General features: G+C 36.8%; 23 protein-coding genes. 8 read left to right on the forward strand and 15 right to left on the reverse strand.

Features of this window, described 5'->3' with window-relative positions; genetic code table 11:
• Positions 1-18 precede the first annotated feature (18 nt).
• The 5 genes from pepA to MKY00_RS24855 form a co-directional block, all read right to left on the reverse strand.
• Complete coding sequence (pepA, locus tag MKY00_RS24835; RefSeq protein ID WP_016718796.1) at positions 19-1,503, reverse strand: cytosol aminopeptidase; 1,485 nt, start codon at positions 1,501-1,503, stop codon at positions 19-21.
• 125 nt (positions 1,504-1,628) lie between these two features.
• The gene (locus MKY00_RS24840; protein WP_000920108.1) at positions 1,629-2,255 is read right to left on the reverse strand and encodes a 3D domain-containing protein; all 627 of its coding nucleotides are present in this window, start codon (positions 2,253-2,255) and stop codon (positions 1,629-1,631) included.
• Positions 2,256-2,341: 86 nt separating this feature from the next.
• Complete coding sequence (locus MKY00_RS24845) at positions 2,342-2,659, reverse strand: YuiB family protein (protein ID WP_016718797.1); 318 nt, start codon at positions 2,657-2,659, stop codon at positions 2,342-2,344.
• The gene (locus MKY00_RS24850; protein ID WP_000415312.1) at positions 2,656-3,162 is read right to left on the reverse strand and encodes an NUDIX hydrolase; all 507 of its coding nucleotides are present in this window, start codon (positions 3,160-3,162) and stop codon (positions 2,656-2,658) included. Before MKY00_RS24850 ends, MKY00_RS24845 begins: the two co-directional genes overlap by 4 nt.
• Before the next feature lie 122 nt (positions 3,163-3,284).
• Positions 3,285-4,493 (reverse strand): NAD(P)/FAD-dependent oxidoreductase, encoded by a 1,209-nt coding sequence (locus MKY00_RS24855; RefSeq protein ID WP_000856615.1) that lies wholly within the window; start codon positions 4,491-4,493, stop codon positions 3,285-3,287.
• Between the two features lie 462 nt (positions 4,494-4,955).
• Here MKY00_RS24855 and MKY00_RS24860 point away from each other — a divergent pair, with 462 nt between their 5' ends.
• From MKY00_RS24860 to MKY00_RS24870, 3 genes are all read left to right on the forward strand, one after another.
• Positions 4,956-5,945: an NAD(P)/FAD-dependent oxidoreductase gene (locus MKY00_RS24860; RefSeq protein WP_000829779.1), complete on the forward strand. Its 990-nt coding sequence runs from the start codon at positions 4,956-4,958 to the stop codon at positions 5,943-5,945.
• Between the two features lie 124 nt (positions 5,946-6,069).
• A complete protein-coding gene (locus MKY00_RS24865; protein ID WP_016718798.1) occupies positions 6,070-6,546 on the forward strand; it encodes a GyrI-like domain-containing protein in 477 nt (158 codons plus the stop codon).
• Positions 6,547-6,878: 332 nt separating this feature from the next.
• Positions 6,879-8,126, forward strand: coding sequence for an MFS transporter (locus MKY00_RS24870; RefSeq protein ID WP_016718799.1), 1,248 nt, complete (start codon positions 6,879-6,881; stop codon positions 8,124-8,126).
• A 17-nt stretch (positions 8,127-8,143) separates the two neighbouring features.
• On the opposite strand, the gene MKY00_RS24875 is transcribed toward MKY00_RS24870, so the two are convergent.
• On the reverse strand, positions 8,144-9,025 hold the full coding sequence (locus tag MKY00_RS24875; protein WP_016718800.1) for a helix-turn-helix domain-containing protein: 882 nt from the start codon (positions 9,023-9,025) through the stop codon (positions 8,144-8,146).
• Between the two features lie 80 nt (positions 9,026-9,105).
• Between MKY00_RS24875 and MKY00_RS24880 the strand changes: the two genes are divergently transcribed.
• Positions 9,106-9,561 (forward strand): DUF523 domain-containing protein, encoded by a 456-nt coding sequence (locus MKY00_RS24880; RefSeq protein ID WP_016718801.1) that lies wholly within the window; start codon positions 9,106-9,108, stop codon positions 9,559-9,561.
• A gap of 184 nt (positions 9,562-9,745) precedes the next feature.
• Here MKY00_RS24880 and MKY00_RS24885 read toward each other — a convergent pair whose 3' ends face one another.
• The 7 genes from MKY00_RS24885 to MKY00_RS24915 all read right to left on the reverse strand — a co-directional run bounded on the left by MKY00_RS24885 (position 9,746) and on the right by MKY00_RS24915 (position 13,564).
• Positions 9,746-10,099, reverse strand: coding sequence for a YxeA family protein (locus MKY00_RS24885; RefSeq protein ID WP_016718802.1), 354 nt, complete (start codon positions 10,097-10,099; stop codon positions 9,746-9,748).
• Between the two features lie 105 nt (positions 10,100-10,204).
• A complete protein-coding gene (locus tag MKY00_RS24890) occupies positions 10,205-10,843 on the reverse strand; it encodes an O-methyltransferase (protein ID WP_016718803.1) in 639 nt (212 codons plus the stop codon).
• Positions 10,830-11,171 (reverse strand): hypothetical protein, encoded by a 342-nt coding sequence (locus tag MKY00_RS24895; protein WP_016718804.1) that lies wholly within the window; start codon positions 11,169-11,171, stop codon positions 10,830-10,832. The genes MKY00_RS24890 and MKY00_RS24895 overlap by 14 nt, the downstream gene beginning before the upstream one ends.
• A gap of 172 nt (positions 11,172-11,343) precedes the next feature.
• Complete coding sequence (locus MKY00_RS24900) at positions 11,344-11,532, reverse strand: hypothetical protein (RefSeq protein WP_016718805.1); 189 nt, start codon at positions 11,530-11,532, stop codon at positions 11,344-11,346.
• Positions 11,533-11,821: 289 nt separating this feature from the next.
• Positions 11,822-12,175, reverse strand: a complete 354-nt coding sequence (locus tag MKY00_RS24905; RefSeq protein WP_000573827.1) for a HesB/IscA family protein — start codon at positions 12,173-12,175, stop codon at positions 11,822-11,824.
• 41 nt (positions 12,176-12,216) lie between these two features.
• Entirely contained in the window at positions 12,217-13,083 is an 867-nt protein-coding gene (gene dapF, locus MKY00_RS24910) for a diaminopimelate epimerase (protein ID WP_000077382.1), read from the reverse strand.
• Positions 13,084-13,324: 241 nt separating this feature from the next.
• Positions 13,325-13,564 (reverse strand): YuzB family protein, encoded by a 240-nt coding sequence (locus MKY00_RS24915; protein WP_000595026.1) that lies wholly within the window; start codon positions 13,562-13,564, stop codon positions 13,325-13,327.
• Between the two features lie 351 nt (positions 13,565-13,915).
• Here MKY00_RS24915 and MKY00_RS24920 point away from each other — a divergent pair, with 351 nt between their 5' ends.
• The 4 genes from MKY00_RS24920 to MKY00_RS24935 all read left to right on the forward strand — a co-directional run bounded on the left by MKY00_RS24920 (position 13,916) and on the right by MKY00_RS24935 (position 16,885).
• The gene (locus tag MKY00_RS24920) at positions 13,916-14,986 is read left to right on the forward strand and encodes an NAD(P)/FAD-dependent oxidoreductase (RefSeq protein ID WP_016718806.1); all 1,071 of its coding nucleotides are present in this window, start codon (positions 13,916-13,918) and stop codon (positions 14,984-14,986) included.
• Between the two features lie 230 nt (positions 14,987-15,216).
• Positions 15,217-15,390 (forward strand): aspartyl-phosphate phosphatase Spo0E family protein, encoded by a 174-nt coding sequence (locus MKY00_RS24925; protein WP_016718807.1) that lies wholly within the window; start codon positions 15,217-15,219, stop codon positions 15,388-15,390.
• Between the two features lie 54 nt (positions 15,391-15,444).
• Positions 15,445-16,104 (forward strand): ABC transporter ATP-binding protein, encoded by a 660-nt coding sequence (locus MKY00_RS24930; RefSeq protein ID WP_016718808.1) that lies wholly within the window; start codon positions 15,445-15,447, stop codon positions 16,102-16,104.
• On the forward strand, positions 16,088-16,885 hold the full coding sequence (locus tag MKY00_RS24935) for an ABC transporter permease (RefSeq protein ID WP_016718809.1): 798 nt from the start codon (positions 16,088-16,090) through the stop codon (positions 16,883-16,885). The genes MKY00_RS24930 and MKY00_RS24935 overlap by 17 nt, the downstream gene beginning before the upstream one ends.
• A 133-nt stretch (positions 16,886-17,018) precedes the next feature.
• Here MKY00_RS24935 and phnA read toward each other — a convergent pair whose 3' ends face one another.
• The gene (phnA, locus tag MKY00_RS24940; RefSeq protein WP_000212737.1) at positions 17,019-17,360 is read right to left on the reverse strand and encodes an alkylphosphonate utilization operon protein PhnA; all 342 of its coding nucleotides are present in this window, start codon (positions 17,358-17,360) and stop codon (positions 17,019-17,021) included.
• Between the two features lie 236 nt (positions 17,361-17,596).
• Positions 17,597-18,379, reverse strand: a complete 783-nt coding sequence (locus MKY00_RS24945; RefSeq protein WP_073530180.1) for a DUF2628 domain-containing protein — start codon at positions 18,377-18,379, stop codon at positions 17,597-17,599.
• Positions 18,380-18,550: the final 171 nt, after the last annotated feature.

Raw genomic sequence — 18,550 nt, forward strand, 5'->3', positions numbered from 1 at the left:
CAGCCTTCTCTTATTATCCTATTCTTCTCCGAAACGTTCAACAAGTGTTGCAAGTGTACGTACCATTGCACCTGTCGCTCCAGCTGGTCCTAAATCATGCGCTCCTGATGATTCAGATGTTCCAGCGATGTCTAAATGTACCCAAGGTGTATCTTCAGCGAATTCACCTAGGAATGTACCTGCCATAACCGCATGTCCTTCACGGCCTGGTGAGTTATTTAAATCAGCAAACTTACTGTTTCTCACGCGCTCTTTATCACGATCAAAAATCGGTAATTGCCAAATTGATTCATCTGTTTCCATAGATGCCTCTAGCACTTGCTCGAATAACTCTTCATTATTTGTCATTGCACCTGTCGTATGATTTCCAAGTGCAACAATTACTCCACCTGTCAATGTCGCAACATCAATAAGGTAGTTTGCACCTAATTTTTTAGCATACGTAATACCGTCAGCTAATGCTAAGCGACCTTCTGCATCTGTATTTAATACTTCAATTGTTTTTCCGCTCATAGATGTGATTACATCGTCTGGCTTAAATGCTGTACCACTTACAACGTTATCTGTTGATGGAATAACAGCGATCACATTTTGCTCTGGGCGAAGTTCACCGATAATTTCCATCGCACCTAATACAGCAGCCGCACCGCCCATATCACCTTTCATACCGACCATGCCTTCACGTGGTTTTAAAGAATAACCGCCTGTATCGTATGTGATTCCTTTTCCAACGAATCCAATAACATCTGTCCACTCTTCTTTTCCTTTATAAATAAGAGCGATCATTTTGGGTGGCTCTACACTACCTTGGTTTACTGCAAGTAACGCACCCATACCAAGCTCTTCCATCTCTTCTTTCTCAAGAACTTTATAATCCATATCATACTTCTCGGCTAACTCAACAGCATACTCAGCGAGCTTTGTCGCTGTTAATACGTTTGGCGGCATATTTACAAGTGTACGAGCTGAATTTGTTGCACGCCCATGTACGTAGCCAACTGTTAATGCAGCTTCAATTTCTTGTGTATCTTCCGCTGTAATAGCCGTGAACTTCTCTAGCTCCACACGATCCTTTTTATCTGATTTATACGTTTGTAACTCATATGTACCAAGGCCTTGTACTTCTGCTGCAATATGAGCGACATCAATCGCGTCTAATTTCTCTGTTACGAAAGAATCAAGCAAGATTGCTGCATCTTGTACTTTTGCTGCTTGCAATGTTTTAAATGCCTTACCAAGAGCCGCACGTAATGTTTCTGTCGTATAAGATTCTTTCTTACCTAAACCAACAAAATAATAGCGTTTTACCTCTGTTTTTCCTAAACTATGTACTTTTGAAATAGCTTTCTTCTTCGTAGAAAGTTCTTTCTCTTCTAATAAAACTTGTAATTGTCCTTCAAACGCTTTGTCCAGTTCTTGTACAAAACTACTCGTTTTCTCTTCTTCAAATAAGGCAACAATCACCGCTTCATGGCTTCCTAATTCTTTTTGTACGTGAAACATGTTCAGACCCCCTAAATTTCTCTACTCTATCTTTATTATAACTTTATTTTCGATAAAATGCGACAATTCTAACTTCTGTTACATCCTATATAAAATAAAAAAAGTCTAGCGTACTTACCACTAGACTATCTTTGTTTTAAATATTGACCACGAAACACTTGCATCGTTTCGTCTTGATTTAACATCGTTAACTCTTCTTCTGAAAACTTACCATTTCCTAGCTTAACTATATACACATTTACTTTTTTCTTACCCCATTGGCTATAAACATCTTTCACCGTATCATAATACAAATCAAGACGGTTTCCTTTTATTGCACCGCCCTTATCAGCTACTACACCATACCCATAACCTGGTATGAATAAAATTGTTCCAATCGGGAATACGCGTAAGTCCGCTGCGATTGTGGAATATAAATCCCGTTTCGCCTTAACACCTGAATATGTAATACCATACTCCGGATGTCCCGGCCTCTTACCAGTTGACTCAATTCCCGATGTATAACCTGTTGCAGTCATTTCAATTGAACGATATTTAGACCAGTCATTTGCCTGCTCTAAAGCATTTATCACTTCTTTACTCGGAGCAACATTTCTCTTAACTTCTGCTGCATGTACTTCTTTTGCACTCGTTCCCTCATATTTCTTTACAATCTCTAATAAAGAAACTCCTGTGAAAGCATTCCATGTTACGCATAATGCGGATACAAGTAAACAAGTCATCATAATGCGAATACAATATCGTTTTAACATTTTTATATTCCACACTCCTTCATCGTTAATCATTCCCTATACGATGAAAGAATATGCAAAAAAATAATCTCCAATTGCATTGGAGATTAAAACATTTGATATCCGCTTTTCCGAAGTTTCTTAATGACGATTCCTGCTAAAACAGCACCAACCAATCCAGTAGATAAAATAAACAAATCTGCTTGTCCTAAATGCGATACACTTGTCCCAAATGAAGAGAATGTTTCTTTTGGCTTTGAAAAATAATCCCACACACTCGCCTTATTAATAATAAGCATACAAACAATCGGATATACAATAACCATTACCCATGTCGCTCGCAATATCATGTTGAGTAAAAATCCAATTCCAAAAAACAAAATGAAAAATAACATCATTGAAATAAGTAATACCGGTATACTCACTCTTTCTCCCTCTCCTTCGTACGTGCCGTAAATACGTGATAGGCTGTATAACCAAATTGCTCTCCTGGATTTAATGTTTTGTCCATTTCAAGATGTAATTCTGATTGTCTTTCTAACAAATATGTAATAAGCACAGACGTATTTGGATCGTCCGCAATCGTATCCGGATGTAGAAACGCTACTTCAGACAATTCCTTCTCCTGTACAATAATCTCTTCCCCTTCAGGCTCCAAAAGGAAAATAATCATATTATCACTAATCTCATTGCGAATCACACCCGATCTAACACCAATGATCCCCTTCACATGAGCGACAATACCTGTCTCTTCTAACACTTCACGCTTCACAGCTTCATCAACGGTCTCACCTTCATTTACAAAACCAGCCGGTAAAGACCATTTCCCCTTTAATCCACTGTATTTCTTCTTAACGAATAGCCACCTGCCATCTTTTGTAGCTACTAGGCCACTGACAGCTAACCATACTTTTCCTCGCTTCTCCATGATGCAGTACCCTCCTCTACCAGAACGGACAGAATATTCTTTCTTTTTATACATTATACTATATTTTTTAAATGAAAAAAGCAGAAACAGCTCTTAGCCGTTTCTGCTTTTTCTACTATATATTAAAAGAACTTTAACTTACCTTTTTTAAGAACTAATAAAGGTCCACCTAATAAGAATAGGTAACGGTTATCGATAACTTTCTTCATGAAGGAAGCTTTCCAACCTGTTAACTTTTTGCCCATAACAACGCCCATTGCATCGTCATGGCCTAAAGAACATACAGATCCTTTATTGTCGAATACGAATTTCTTCATTTCGCCTTTACCACGAACTAACACAGTTAAGTTGTGCGCAATGTTGTAACCTTGTTGAATTGCGATCTGTGCTGTTGGTGGGTATGGACGGTTAATTTCTTCGTTAATGATTAACGCTGCGTCACCAACCATGAATACATCTTCGTATCCTGGAGCGTGCATGTACTCATCAACTTTTACACGTCCGCGCATTGCTTCAAAACCAGACTCTTCCACAATACCGTTACCACGAACACCTGCAGCCCAAACTACTGTTTCAGACTTAATTAATTCAGTGTCATCGCCATTCGCAACGATAATACCTTCTTCAGTTGCTTCTTTAATTGCTGTACCGATGCGGAATTCTACACCTTTTTTCTCAAGTTGTTTCACAGCGTATTCTACTAACGCTGGATCGAAACCTGGAAGTGCTGTTGGAGCAGCTTCTACACAAATAATACGTGCTTTTTCACGTGGTACATTGTACTGTTTACAAAGTTCAGGAACGCGGTTTGCAAGCTCACCTACGTACTCGATACCAGTAAATCCAGCACCACCAACAACGATTGTTACTAACTCATCGCGCTTTTCATCTGCATATTTAGCGAAGCTAGCTTCCATATGCTCACGAATTTGACGAGTTGCATTAATGTTAGCGATTGAGAATGCATGCTCTTTTAATCCTGTAATTCCGAATGTTTCTGATTCGAAACCAAGACCGATTACTAAGTAGTCATATTCTAACTCGCCGTCTTTTAAGATAATGCGTTTTTCAGCAGCTTTAATTTCTACTACTGTATCTTGTACAAAGTTCACTTTATTTGTATCAATAACGTCTTGAATATCTAGACAGATTTTTTCATCTTGTAATGTACCAGCTGCGCTCTCGTGTAACCAAGTCGCTTGGTAGTGATAGCTGTTGTTGTTTACTAACGTAATTTCAGCTTCATTTACAGATAATGCTTTTTGCAGACGAACAGTCGTAATCATCCCGCCATAACCTGCACCTAAAACTACGATTTTTGGAGTCTTCACCAAATCACAACCCTTTTCTTTATATAATAGTAATGAAAAATAATACCAAGTACTAAAAACTCTATTTGTCAAGAATGTGGAATTTATCACATTCTATATCATAACAAAACGCAGTCAAAAAATCGTACGAATTTTGTCATAGAAATTTAACATAATACTTCCCTATATTAGTCGGTTTTATTCCAGAATTCAAGCGTCTGGAGAATTATCAATATTTTAAAATAACATAGCGTTTTCAAGGGTTTTTCAGCCTTTTTTTCATGTATTTTCCTTTCTGTATATTTTATACAATGTAAAAAACATCTATGCGAAAACTTACACACAATTCAGTCGTTTTCAGAAGTATTATGAACTCAAATATGCTATCATTTATTTGAAAGTGTCATCATTTGCAGGATTTTCGTGTACATATGAACAATATATGAAATCAATATCAAAATTCCATCTATAGGGGGAATGAAAGTGGCAGAAAATCAAAAAGTTTACGACATAACAATTATTGGTGGTGGTCCAACAGGACTATTCACAGCATTTTATGGTGGTATGAGACAAGCAAGTGTAAAAATTATTGAAAGCTTACCTCAGCTTGGAGGACAATTATCCGCGCTCTACCCTGAAAAATATATTTATGATGTAGCCGGATTCCCGAAAGTGCGTGCACAAGAATTAGTTGATAACTTAAAAGAGCAAATGAAGAAATTTGATCCAACCGTTTGTTTAGAAGAAGCTGTTGATACGCTTGAGAAACAAGCTGACGGTATATTTAAACTTGTTACAAATAAGCAAACTCACTATTCTAAATCAGTAATTATTACTGCTGGCAATGGTGCTTTCCAACCACGCCGCTTAGAATTAGAAGGAACAGCAAAGTATGAAAAGAAAAACTTACATTATTTCGTTGATGATATGAATAAATTTGCTGGTAAGCGCGTCGTAGTATTTGGCGGCGGCGATTCAGCTGTTGATTGGACAATGATGTTAGAGCCGATCGCTGACAAAGTTACAATCGTTCATCGTCGTGATAAATTCCGTGCGCATGAACATAGCGTAGAAAGCTTAATGAACTCTCGTGCAGAAGTAAGCACACCATACGTTCCAGTAGAACTCATTGGTGATGACAAAATTGAACAAGTCGTTCTTCAGCATGTAAAAACGGAAGAAAAAATTATCATCGATGTTGATGATGTAATCGTAAACTACGGCTTCGTTTCTTCCCTTGGACCAATAAAAAACTGGGGCTTAGATATACAAAAAAACAGCATTCTCGTGAACTCGAAAATGGAAACAAATATTCCTGGCATTTACGCTGCTGGTGACATTTGTACATATGAAGGAAAAGTAAAACTCATTGCTTGCGGCTTCGGTGAAGCACCGACAGCGGTAAACAATGCGAAAGCTTACTTCGATCCAAACGCAAAGCTTCAACCGATGCATAGCTCTAGTATGTTTTAATATAGAAATGAAAAGAACTCCTTTTATGCGAAGGAGTTCTTTTTTATTACGCTATCGTTCCCTTCCAAAATATGTTACAATAAACAAGAACAAACGTTCTATTTAATAAGGGGGATATTTAAAAATGAAAGAACCTACTATCGTAAAAAAAGAAGCTTTTCAAGCAATAGGCATTTCGATTACGACGACCAATGAAAAAGAGGCATCTACTGAAGGAAAAATTCCCGGGCTTTGGAATCGCTACTTCCACGAACAAATCATGCATCACATCCCAAATCAACAAACGAAAGAAACATTCGCTTTTTACTCAAACTACGAATCAGATGAAACTGGTACATATCAATTCACAATTGGTATGCCCGTTTCTTCATTAGAAGACGTTCCTGAAAATATGACAACTTTAACAATACCTGCCGCTACGTATGCGGTATTTACAACGAGAAAAGGACCAGTTGCTGAAGTCGTTTGCGAAGCTTGGGAATATATTTGGAAATGGTCAAAAGGAAACAAACGTGCTTTCACAATAGACTTCGAGCTATACGATGAAAAAGTAACAGATCCAAACAACGCACAATTGGATATTTATATTGCATTAGCCTAAACAACGAAAGAGAAGATACCAAATGGTATCTTCTCTTTCGTCGTTAAATAGCCACTGTGCAAATCCAGCATAATTGTCTACAATGAGAAAGTGCAGTATAGAAATATTAGAAACTGTATAAAGTGAAACTATACTCAGTGGTGGGAGGGGATTCATCCCCCACCACTGAGTATTAGTTGAACCAATCGGACGTTTACGGGCAGTTAGTCTCCCACCTAACTTCTTTGCTCGAGCCAAATTTTGAGGTGGGAGTTTTACTGCCCGTTAACGCGGGATAAAGTGATTGTTAACAAGTTTTTTAGTTTAAATTTGTCGCATAGAAAGGAAGCAATATGGAGGAACTACAACAAAATAAATCTGCTTTAGAAGGAAGCGGAAAACCGTTATTAAAAAATACGAATTTCCTTTTTCTTTGGGCAGCTACTCTTTTTTCAAGTTTCGCTTTAGCCTTTTTTACTTTTTCACAAACGTGGTACATAGCAAAGACATTAAACCTTGAGGCATCACTCGGTGTTGTTTTCGTAGCTCTTAGTGTTCCAAGGCTTATTTTTATGATTATCGGCGGCGCTGTAGCTGATAAATTCCCGAAAAAAAACATTATGTTTTATTCTAATATTGTTCGTGCTATTCTTGTCGCAACCATCCTTACATGGTTTATCGTAGGTGATGTAACACTATATACATTTGCTTTATTCGCTCTATTCTTCGGGCTTGCTGATGCTTTTTTCTGGTCAGCTGATGGATCTATCTTGCCTGAACTTGTAGAAAAAAGCCGTTTAACACAAGCAAACTCACTTACACAAATGACAAACCAAGCATCGGTCATCTTAGGCCCTGTACTTGGCGGCATTCTTATCAAATTTACGAACTATGAAACGATTTTCTCAATTACAATTTTATTACTCATTATCGCAGCCATACTCGTTCAAAAAATACAATTTACGATGCCAGAGCAGCAAAATACAGACAAAGGCATGTTCACTTCTATTAAAGAAGGAATTTTATATGTAAAGGACTCGCCATTCCTTTCAACTTTCCTTATTTGTAGCGCCTTTCTAAACTTATTTTTAATCGGTCCGATGCAAGTCGGTTTCCCGCTTTTCGTTAAAAATGTTCTGCATGGTGACTCGCTTCAGTTTAGTTACTTAGAAGCATCTGTAGGTGGCGGTATGGCGATAGGTGCTGTCATTGTCGGTTTAAAAAATATTAATCGTAGACGCGGTCTATTTTGCATTATCATGATGCTACTGTCTGGTGTATTCTTCTTATCCATCAACTTTAGCACTGTACTATGGCAAGCATTATTAGCTGGCATGTTTTATGGTATTACAATCGCAATGGCTATCGTTCCACTTATGGCGATGATTCAATCGACAGTAAAAGAAGAAATGATGGGACGCGTAATGAGTTTGCTTATGCTATCATCAATGGGCTTTATCCCGCTTTCTTATGCATTCACATCCATCGCACTTGCAATTGGAATTCCAATCGTAACCGTTATGAAAAGTGGTGCAATCGCCGTTATCGTCTTCGTACTATTTGTAGCGATTCGTGTTCCAGTTGTAAGAAAGTTTGATTAACTACTTGGAGTCATGCGTTATACGCATGGCTCCTTTTTAAACGGATCAAATAACGGTATTCCCTTACTTCTTCTCAGTGCTGCTCCCCATTCTAATCCAACTTCTAAAAATAAATCCCGCACTGTACTATATAAAAGAGCCTTCACATTTTTACGGATTTCCCCGTATTTATAAGCTCTCACAACACTTTTCACGCGCCAAATGAAATTTCCATACACTTCTTCATCAGCTAATATTTGCTCCAGTAAAACACCTTGCTCTAGTAACCCACTCTTTTTATATGCAAGTTCCACCTTACTCCAAAATATATTGATCTTCTTCGGATTACTCGTCATCGGTAGAAGTGCATATATAAAAGGCTTCGGTATATCATGACGGCAATACGTCTCATCAAGCTCGTACGTTCCTTTTCTATTCTCTTTTATTTGTGGAAAGTTTTTAAAAAGAATTGTTTCCCCCTCATTTTTTTGCTCATTTTTACTACAGCCAGCTGCATCATTCTCACTTTCACATGCGGACATTTTCATACGGTCATCCATGCGGTCAATTGCAGATGTAAGAAAAACATATAAGTTCGCACTATATCCGCCTCGCCTATGTCTTTCTTTTGTTGCAACACGCTTTATAATTCCTAATTCCTCTAACTTTGCAATGGAGCGACGTACTGTACGAATACTTTTTCTAACATTTTTAGCAATTGTCTCCATTAACGGACAAGCAACTCCCACTGTTTTCTGTTTCTCATTCACTGCATACTTTCCTAAAAAATGAATAATGGTAGCATCCGTTTTATTTAATTGAAATTGATAATGTTTCAAAACTTGTTTTTGATATGTATTAAACTCTTCTTTACTTCGAAATTCACTATATGGTTTCATTAAGTTATATAAGCTTCCCATTTTTATCACCTCATTTATAAGTAAGAGGCAGGAAGGGAATTTGGCGTGCTATTTAATATTTTTTTAGTGGAGATGAAAATATGATCGTAATTAGCGCTTGTTTAGGTGGTATTGCTTGTCGGTATGATGGAAATGACAATCTCGTTTCAAAAATAGAGGATTTGCTGCAACAAGAAGAGACACTACTCATTTGCCCTGAAGTATTAGGAGGATTGCCAACGCCTCGTCCCTCAGCTGAAATTATTGGCGGGAATGGCGATGACGTTTTGGATGGAAAAGCAAAAGTGATGACAAAAGATGGGGAAGATGTCACGGAAGCTTTCGTAAATGGTGCTTATAAAGCATTAGAACAAATGAAAGATTTGCGCCCAGAATATATTATTTTAAAAGAACGCAGTCCCTCTTGTGGTAGTTCTACAATTTATACGGGAGAATTTAACGGAAATAAACAAACTGGTTACGGGGTAACAACTGCTTTATTCAAAAGACATGGATTGAAAGTCATTTCAGAAGAGGATTTTGAGAATATAAAGTGAAACTTTAATCAGTGGGGGTTTTCTTCATCCCCCACTGATTATTAGTTGAACCAATCGGACTTTTATGGGCAGTTGATCCCACCTAACTTCTTTGCTTTTGCTGAATTTTGAGGTGGGGGTCTTACTGCCCATTAAAGCGGGATAAAAAGGAATTGACCCTGTTCGTCAATTCCTTTTTTCTGTCTTATTTCACATTTAATTTTTCTTTCACTTTCGCTGGAAGCTCGTCTTTCTTCACTTCTTCCCAAGCTGTTACACCTTTTTTATCTGAGTGGTATACGCGTAAGAATGCTTCTTTACGAAGGTTTTTTTGTGCCATAAATTCTAATTCTTTTTCTTTACCTTCTTTATCAAATCCAGTTAATTTATATTGGTAATCTTTATATGGTTCACCATTATCAGATTTACCATTATACTCTTTTCCATCTACTGTAATTTGAACGTAGTACTCATCTTTACCCATACGATTTAAATCACAGCCAACTAAAAGACTCGCGAATACAACTAAAATACTAAAAAGTGCAATATATCTTTTCATTTCCTTCACCTCATGTGTTTTTCTTATATTGTTATCTTAAAGCCCAGAGCTTAAAGAAGAAATTCAAAAACATGACATGAACATTACACTTTTGTAAGATATTAATTATTTCTTCACTTTAGAAACCGTCATCCCGTCACCAATTGGAATAAGTACAGATTCTAAATTCGGATGAGCTGCTACTACTTCATTAAACTTCTTCATAACTTCTGTATAACGTTTTTGTTTCGCACCTTCATCAGCTACACTACCACCAGCTAGAACATTATCTGTAACAATTAAAGCCCCTGGCTTAGCAAGCTTAATGCAGTACGTCAAGTAATTTTCATAATTCTCCTTATCAGCATCGATAAAGAAGAAATCAAATTGTTTATTACCTGCAGCTAATATTTCAAGACTTTGTAAGGCAGCACCAGTCATATACGACACTTGTTTTCCAAATCCCGCTTTATGTAGATTGCGGTGCGCTACCTTTGCATATTTTTCTTCTAGTTCCAGTGAAGTTAACGTCCCCTCTTCTCCAAAACCTTTCGCAAGACAAATTCCGCTATACCCACCTAATGCACCTATTTCTAAAATATCTTTCGCTCCAGAAATAGAAACTAACATCGTCAAAAGTTTACCAGAAGAAGGCGATACCGATATGGGCGGCATTTCGTTTTCTTTTATGGAAGCAATCACTTCATCCAAAAGTGTATCTTGACCACAAAATACGGAATCAATATAACGATTAATTTGTTTCATCAGATGCAGTCCCTTTCTCTAAATCTGCCTGCTCATCTAACATAGGCGCTTCTTCTGTTTCACTCTCATGTATTTCAAATAGTTGTGTAAATTCATTAATAACCATATCAATTGCCTTTAATTCCCCAATTAAAATTTGCTGAATAGACTGGAATTCTGGCTCACTTAACTGTTGTTTAATTGTCGCTCGTTTCAAATTCATCATTTCTAAAAAAGCAATTGCTCTCCCGCGTCGAAATGTTTTCGGCCCGCGATGATGCAATCCATCTCTCCCTTTATGACGCTCACCACGGTGGTGTCCTTCTTTCATGAACTTATCTTTTCTCATTTCAAATCCCCCTTTGTATACAAATGTATACGTTTATTTTATTAATCACAAGTGTATACGTTCGTATACATAATGTCAAAAGAAAAAGCCTTAAGGGAGATGAATTTTATCATTCATCTCCCTTAAGGCTTTTTCTCCGCTATCTCTTTACTACCAATTTTTTATGTACCGATTACCGCCAATAACGTCTTTCACGCCAGTTTCGCCACTTATCATGGGCTTTATCACGTAATTTCCTTATACCGTTTATTACACCTTCTATTATGCATTCTATTATAATATCTATCACAATGTATCTTATAAATCTAAAAATAGGACCTATAATGTACTTCAATATAAATTCAAAAGTATTTTCCAGCATATATCCTCTCTTTCTGCCCCTCAATTATAACTCGAAAAAAGAGAACTTTAAAAGAAGCTCAAATAACTAGCAATGAATGAATTGAACAACCTAAAGCTACTTTAGCAGTTTCGTTTTCAATATGTGAAAAGAAATTTCTAAATGATGAAGTGACTATATATTGTTTTCTAACTTTTGAGCAAAAGTTTTTTACATAAGTTTCATTTTGGACTTTTACGCCAAAAGAAAAGACCTCCTTAACGATTGCATTCCATCGCTAAAAAGGTCTTTTTCTATTTCACCTAAAAACTTAGCACTCTTCTGGCTTACCAGCATTCGTCGCTGTACGGAAAGATGATCCACATCCGCATGATGCGATTGCGTTTGGATTGTCGATTGTGAATCCGCCGCCAAGCATAGATTGTTTATAATCAATTTTTACTCCTTTAACAATGGGAGCACTTTCTTTATCGATAACAAATTCGACACCGAAAAACTCAAGAACTGTGTCGTCTTCGTTTGGTTCTACTTCAAATCCTAAGCCGTAAGAAAGACCACTGCATCCGCCGCCATGTACAGCAAGGCGCACGTACTTCTCTCCATCCTCAGCATCTTTTAACATATCTTTAATTTGAAAAGCTGCTTGTTCTGTAACTTCAATCATGAAATACACCATCCTTTCTGTTCTCATTCTATTATACATCTTTACGCTTCTATCTTGTACTCATACACTCCGCGGCAAATTACTTCCGCTGGTCCTTTCATTAACACGTTGCCTTCTTCTGTCCATGCAATCATTAAATCGCCGCCAGCTAAATGAACTGTAATTTCCTTACCACGTTCCATCTTTCCATTTAAAATAGAGGCTACAACTGCAGCACACGCCCCTGTTCCGCAAGCTTGTGTTACACCAGATCCACGTTCCCAAACGCGGAAGTTCATCTCTTCCTCATTTAAGATTTCGATGAATTCAACATTTACTCGTTCCGGGAACATTTCATGTGTCTCAAGGACTGGACCAAGCGTTGTAAGAGGTGCTTGGTCTACATCATCAACAAAAATAACTGCATGCGGATTTCCCATTGAAACAGCTGTAAATGCATAACGATGATTATTGTATAAGAAGTTTTCACGAATAAATGGTGTTTCACCTTCACCAAGCATCGGTATTTCTGCACGTGTTAAACGAGGTGCTCCCATATCGATTTTCGCTAATGTAACTTTCCCTTCTTCTACCGTTACTTCCGCCGTTACAATGCCAGCTAACGTTTCAATTGTGAAAACTGTATCTTCTACTAGTTTATGCTCATACGCATATTTCGCTACGCAGCGTAAACCGTTACCACAGCTCTTTCCTTCTGATCCATCATTATTAAACATGCGCATTTTCACCGGCGCTACGTCAGATGGACAAATTAAAATCATTCCATCTGCTCCAATACCAGTATTAATATTTGAAACCTTTTCCGCCACAAGAGCTAAATCTTCTTCAGGAATTTGTTCTTCAAACATATTTACATATATATAACTATTGCCAAGACCATGCATTTTTGTAAAAGAAAATTGGCTCATTTGTATTCACTCCAAAAATAATTTGTTATTTCAAGTATAAAATGCACGCTTTTAGAACACAATATGAATGTCCCCCGTTTCTCATATTTGACAACATTTGGCGATGAGCCAATCTTGCGCAAATTGTGTAAGAAAAAGCCCTTCTAAAAGGGCCTTTTTTTATTTATATACAGTATTATCTCCCTGCGAAAGAAGATTTTATCTCATAGAAAAAGAAAAAGGTGCTGCCGATTGCAACACCTTAAAACATTGGATTTTCATCCAAATACTCATATACATTATTAACAAGTTCTTCTACTGTAGCACCTTGTACTACTTCACCATTTACAAGTGCAAACGGTCCTTCAAAACAAATGCCACAATATCCTAAACAACCATACTCCATTACATCTAAATTCGGATCTTTTTCTAATTTCTCTAAAGCTGCTTGTGAACCACTTGCAAGGTTACCTACACAAAATTCAATTAATGGTTTAATCAAAATTCTCCCCCCTGTACTACAAAACAAATTACTTTCTGACTTCATCTATAAGAAAAAAACTAAGCTGTTTCTTGTTGTTTTCATTACACCTTCTAAACTATTTAGTTACTTCATTATTTCACTTCAAAATAGATGATTCCTTCTATATAACATGCTACTTGCGATGAAATGGTAACTAAATAAGAAAAACAGTTTACTCTACTTTTCTTCTTATTGTACAACAGAGTATTCATTCATGCATTGTTATTTGTTCACAAATTCGATATAATTTGATTGAGTAAAGTCAAAATATTTTATTAATATAAAATTTTATGATTAGGGGATATTTCAACAGAAAAGGGGTAATCCATCATGAAACACCTCGTAATATTAGGTGGCGGCTACGGTGGAATGAGAATTCTGCAGCGGCTACTTCCAAGCAACCAACTTCCAGATGATGTACAAGTGACATTAATCGACAAAGTACCATATCATTGCTTCAAAACTGAATATTATGCATTAGTTGCGGGTACTATTTCAGAAACGCATATTCGTATACCGTTTCCTGAACACCCACGCCTCAATATTCAATACGGCACAGTAACAAATATTGATCTCGAAGAAAAAGCTGCTCATCTCGATGGCGGCGAAGCGATCCAATATGATGATTTAATTATTGGACTTGGCTGTGAGGATAAATACCATAACGTTCCTGGGGCGAAGGAATATACACATAGCCTACAATCGATTGAACAAACACGTAAGACATATGAACAATTAAATAGTCTAGAACCAAATGCAACAGTAGCTGTCGTTGGCGCTGGATTAAGTGGCGTTGAAGTTGCAAGTGAACTTCGCGAGAGTCGTTCTGATTTAAAAATCTACTTATTTGATCGAAAAGATAGAATTCTATTCCCATATCCAGAGAAATTAAGTAGATATGTAGAAGAATGGTTCGTAAAACATAAAGTTACTATCATACGAAACTCTAACATTACAAAAGTAGAGCCAAATATTGTGTACAACCACGATGAACCACTTGAATGTGATGCAATCGTCTGGACAGCTGGTATTCAAGCAAATGAAGTTGTTCGAAACCTTCCAGTTGAACAAGATGGTAGCGGACGGGTTGTTTTAACAAAATATCACAATATTCCAAATAACGAGCATGTATATGTTGTAGGAGATTGTGCAGCACTTCCACACGCACCATCTGCACAACTTGCTGAAGGGCAAGGAGAACAAATTGTCCAAATATTATTAAAACGTTGGAATAATGAACCACTTCCTGACGAACTACCTGTCATTAAATTAAAAGGTGTTCTCGGCTCTCTTGGTAAGAAGCATGGCTTTGGTTTGCTAGCAAACCAACCATTAATGGGACGTGTACCAAGGTTACTAAAATCCGGTATCCTCTGGATGTACAAATATCATAACGGTTAATACTTTACAGGCTGTCTCCTAAGTAGGCAGCCTCTCTTATTCGTTAAAATATAATTATCAGACACATCTTTCTCAATATGAATCATGATTTATTTTTCATTTTCATATTAAAAACTACCAATAAACAGTGTATGCTATTTATAAGTTGTTTTATTTCCTTTAAGGCCGAATTCATTCGGTCTTATTTTTTGTGTTGTAAATACTTTTACAGGAGGCATTCCATTTCACTTATGAACATAACGAAACTAAACGATCGAATAGAAGCGAAGAAGAAAGAGTTGATTCATCTCGTTGAACAATATGGATTCACTCATCATAAAGTAATTTCTTTCAGCCAAGAATTAGATCGTTTACTTAACTTATTAATAGAAATCAAGACGAAGAAAAAACGTTGCTCTTTATAACCGTTACCTTCTCTTTTTTGATACGATAGAACTAGAATCAGAAAGGAGCCATCTATGTTTATATTAAAAGACGTTACATATAAAGATATACTGCACATTCCTTATTTACAGATTCAAAAAGAAAAAATCACATGTATAATCGGTGAGAGTGGGAGCGGAAAAAGCACATTGCTCCGTATGTTAAATGATCTACAATCTCCAACATCTGGAACAATTGAATATAACGGAAAATTGATTTCTGACTATCCCCCTATTCAATTACGACGTGACGTAGTCATGCTTGGGCAAACGCCACCTATTTTCGATGGAACCATTAAAGACAATCTATTAATGGGACTTCGTCTTTCTGAAAAAACATTTCCAAATGATGCCGCCTTGCGAAGTGCATTAACGACTGTTAGCTTAGAAAAAAATTTAGAAGACAACGCTAATTCATTATCAGGCGGGGAAAAACAACGACTTGCTTTTGCACGTATCGTACTTATGGATCCACCTGTTTATTTATTAGATGAACCAACTTCGGCGCTAGATAGCGATACAGAACGACGCGTTATGAAACAATTCACTACGCTAGCAAGAGAAAAGAACAAAACAGTTATCGTTATCACACACTCGCAACAACTTCCAGAAGAAATTGCAGACGATATTATTGAGATTAGTAAAGCAAACGGTGCAACTAGAAAGGAAGTGCTCTCAGTTGAAGGGCGTGATTGAACTCCAAATTTGGCAACTTGCCGCTGCATATATTTTTATTCTTATTTTAATCGGGCTCGTGAAATTAAAAGGGATACCTCGCGAAAAACAAATCGCGCTCGCAACGTTCCGTATGACGATTCAGCTCGTACTCGTTGCCTATGTCCTTACATACGTATTTGAAAACAGTAATCCATTTTATACAATTGCTCTCATTACTTCTATTACTACCTTTGCAATTTTTAATATTTATAAACGAGTTAATATCCCAATGTCTAAAGAATTAAAACGAGTAGCCGCTCTTTCCATGGTCGCCGGATCAATTGGGCCACTTCTACTATTTATCTTTGTTATTATCGGACACGATCCGTGGTATGCACCGCAATATATCGTTCCGATTACCGGAATGTTAGTTGGGAACGCGATGACAGGTGTTTCTCTCGGTGCAAATACGTTCTTAAACAATATGAAATCGCAAAGAGGTCAACTCGAGGGGGCACTTATGCTCGGTGCCACACCGAAAGAAGCCGCTGCTCCGCTCATACGCGACGCTTTTGACTCTGCTATTTTACCAACAATCAATTCTATGGTCGGAATGGGAATTATAAGCTTACCGGGCATGATGACCGGTCAAATCTTATCTGGTGTATCACCATTTACAGCCATTCAATATCAAATCGCAATTATACTCGGTATTTCAGGAAGTACCGCTTTTGCTGTTATTATCTTCTTGCAGCTTGGATATAAAACTTTCTTTAATAAGCGGTGTCAGTTGAAGGAGATTGACTATGGCGGACGGTAATCTGGCTTTTTGCTCGGTAAATGATGCACCTTTCTCGGTGAGTGAAATTATATCGACGATTCGACAAGGAATATCGACTTACCGACAAAAAATGACAATAAACAAGAGGAGGCTAGTCGCCTCCTCTTGTTACTTACGCCTTCTTCACGAATTGTGATTTTAACTTCATAGCTCCGAAACCGTCGATTTTGCAATCAATATCGTGATCACCATCAACTAGACGGATACTCTTTACTTTCGTACCGATCTTCACAACTGAAGAAGTTCCTTTTACTTTTAAATCTTTAATGACAGTAACAGCATCGCCGTCTTGAAGAACGTTTCCGTTCGCATCTTTTACAACTTTTGCACCATCATTATTTTCAGCTTCTGCTTCTTGGCCCCACTCATGAGCACACTCAGGACATACGAAAAGAACGCCATCCTCATACGTATATTCTGAATTACATTTTGGACAATTTGGTAAAGTAGCCATAAATTCATTTCCTCCGTTCATTATTTATACGTAAAAATCAAAATTGATGTTTACATCTCGATAAATAAAATTTGTACAGCATTTCTTTATAGTGCCATAGTCTCACGTTATTGACAAGCCTACCTGGAATTCTCATTTTTTATTGTATTTTACAAAATTTCAATTCGTATGGTGTTTTACAATAAAAAAGAAGAACCCTCACAAGATTCTTCTTTTCAAAATGGACGAGTTTCCCTCTAGAAAAACCACATATTTTCTTCAACGTACATTTGATATTCTTCTACTTCTTCTTCACTTAACTTTTTATTATTTACATACACTTCTTGCCATTCAAAATAATCATCATTTAAGTATACAGCGAATTTAATTTTTACATTTTTCTTTTCTTCATAATCATAACCAGTAAATTCTACTACGTCATAATCCTTTTCTTTCTTTACATACTTCCAATTTGACTTATCTGTAATAGACTCTAAAGCCTCTCCTTCAAGACTTAGGCGAACAACATTTTTAATATTAGGTTCAGTTGGTACATACGATAAACCAAAGCTAGCACCTGCAAACAATACAAATACTATCGCTTGCAAACCAATCATAAGCCCGATATGAGCGCCGCCTTTTGATTGTAAATAATACTCTTTCTTATACTCAGGTACATCTTCTACTTTATGTAAAATACGGATAACATGCTTATAATACAATCGATTTCCTTGCCATCCAATAAACAGCATCGTTCCAGCGTATATGATAAAATCTATCCACATTGGTATATCAATAAAAGTAGCTACAATGAAAGTAGGTACCGCTAATAACGTAAGTATAATAAACAACTTATACATTTTACGATAAGCTAACCAAAAAGGTGGGAAGAAAAAGGCTACCCAATTCCACGTATTCCCTTGCGCTGGATTTTCTACTTTGCCCCACTTAAAGTCATAATAAGCTGTATTCTTTTGAACAACTTTATGTAATTCTTGTGGAGAAATCGTTTCTTGTAAAACAGTGTCCTTCACGTACATCATCCTTTTCTCATATCTACATACGTGTATTTTATAGAAATAAAAAGAAGGAATCTAACAAAAAGTACATATATTTCATAAAAATGAACAGAAATCGAATATATTCCGACAATTATCCGTTTCTTATTCCATTTTACTTTTAAATATATTAGAATACTTATGAATGATATG

Origin of the sequence: Bacillus sp. FSL R9-9834 (assembly GCF_038006905.1) — a bacterium.
In the GTDB taxonomy this organism is placed as follows: domain Bacteria; phylum Bacillota; class Bacilli; order Bacillales; family Bacillaceae_G; genus Bacillus_A; species Bacillus_A pacificus.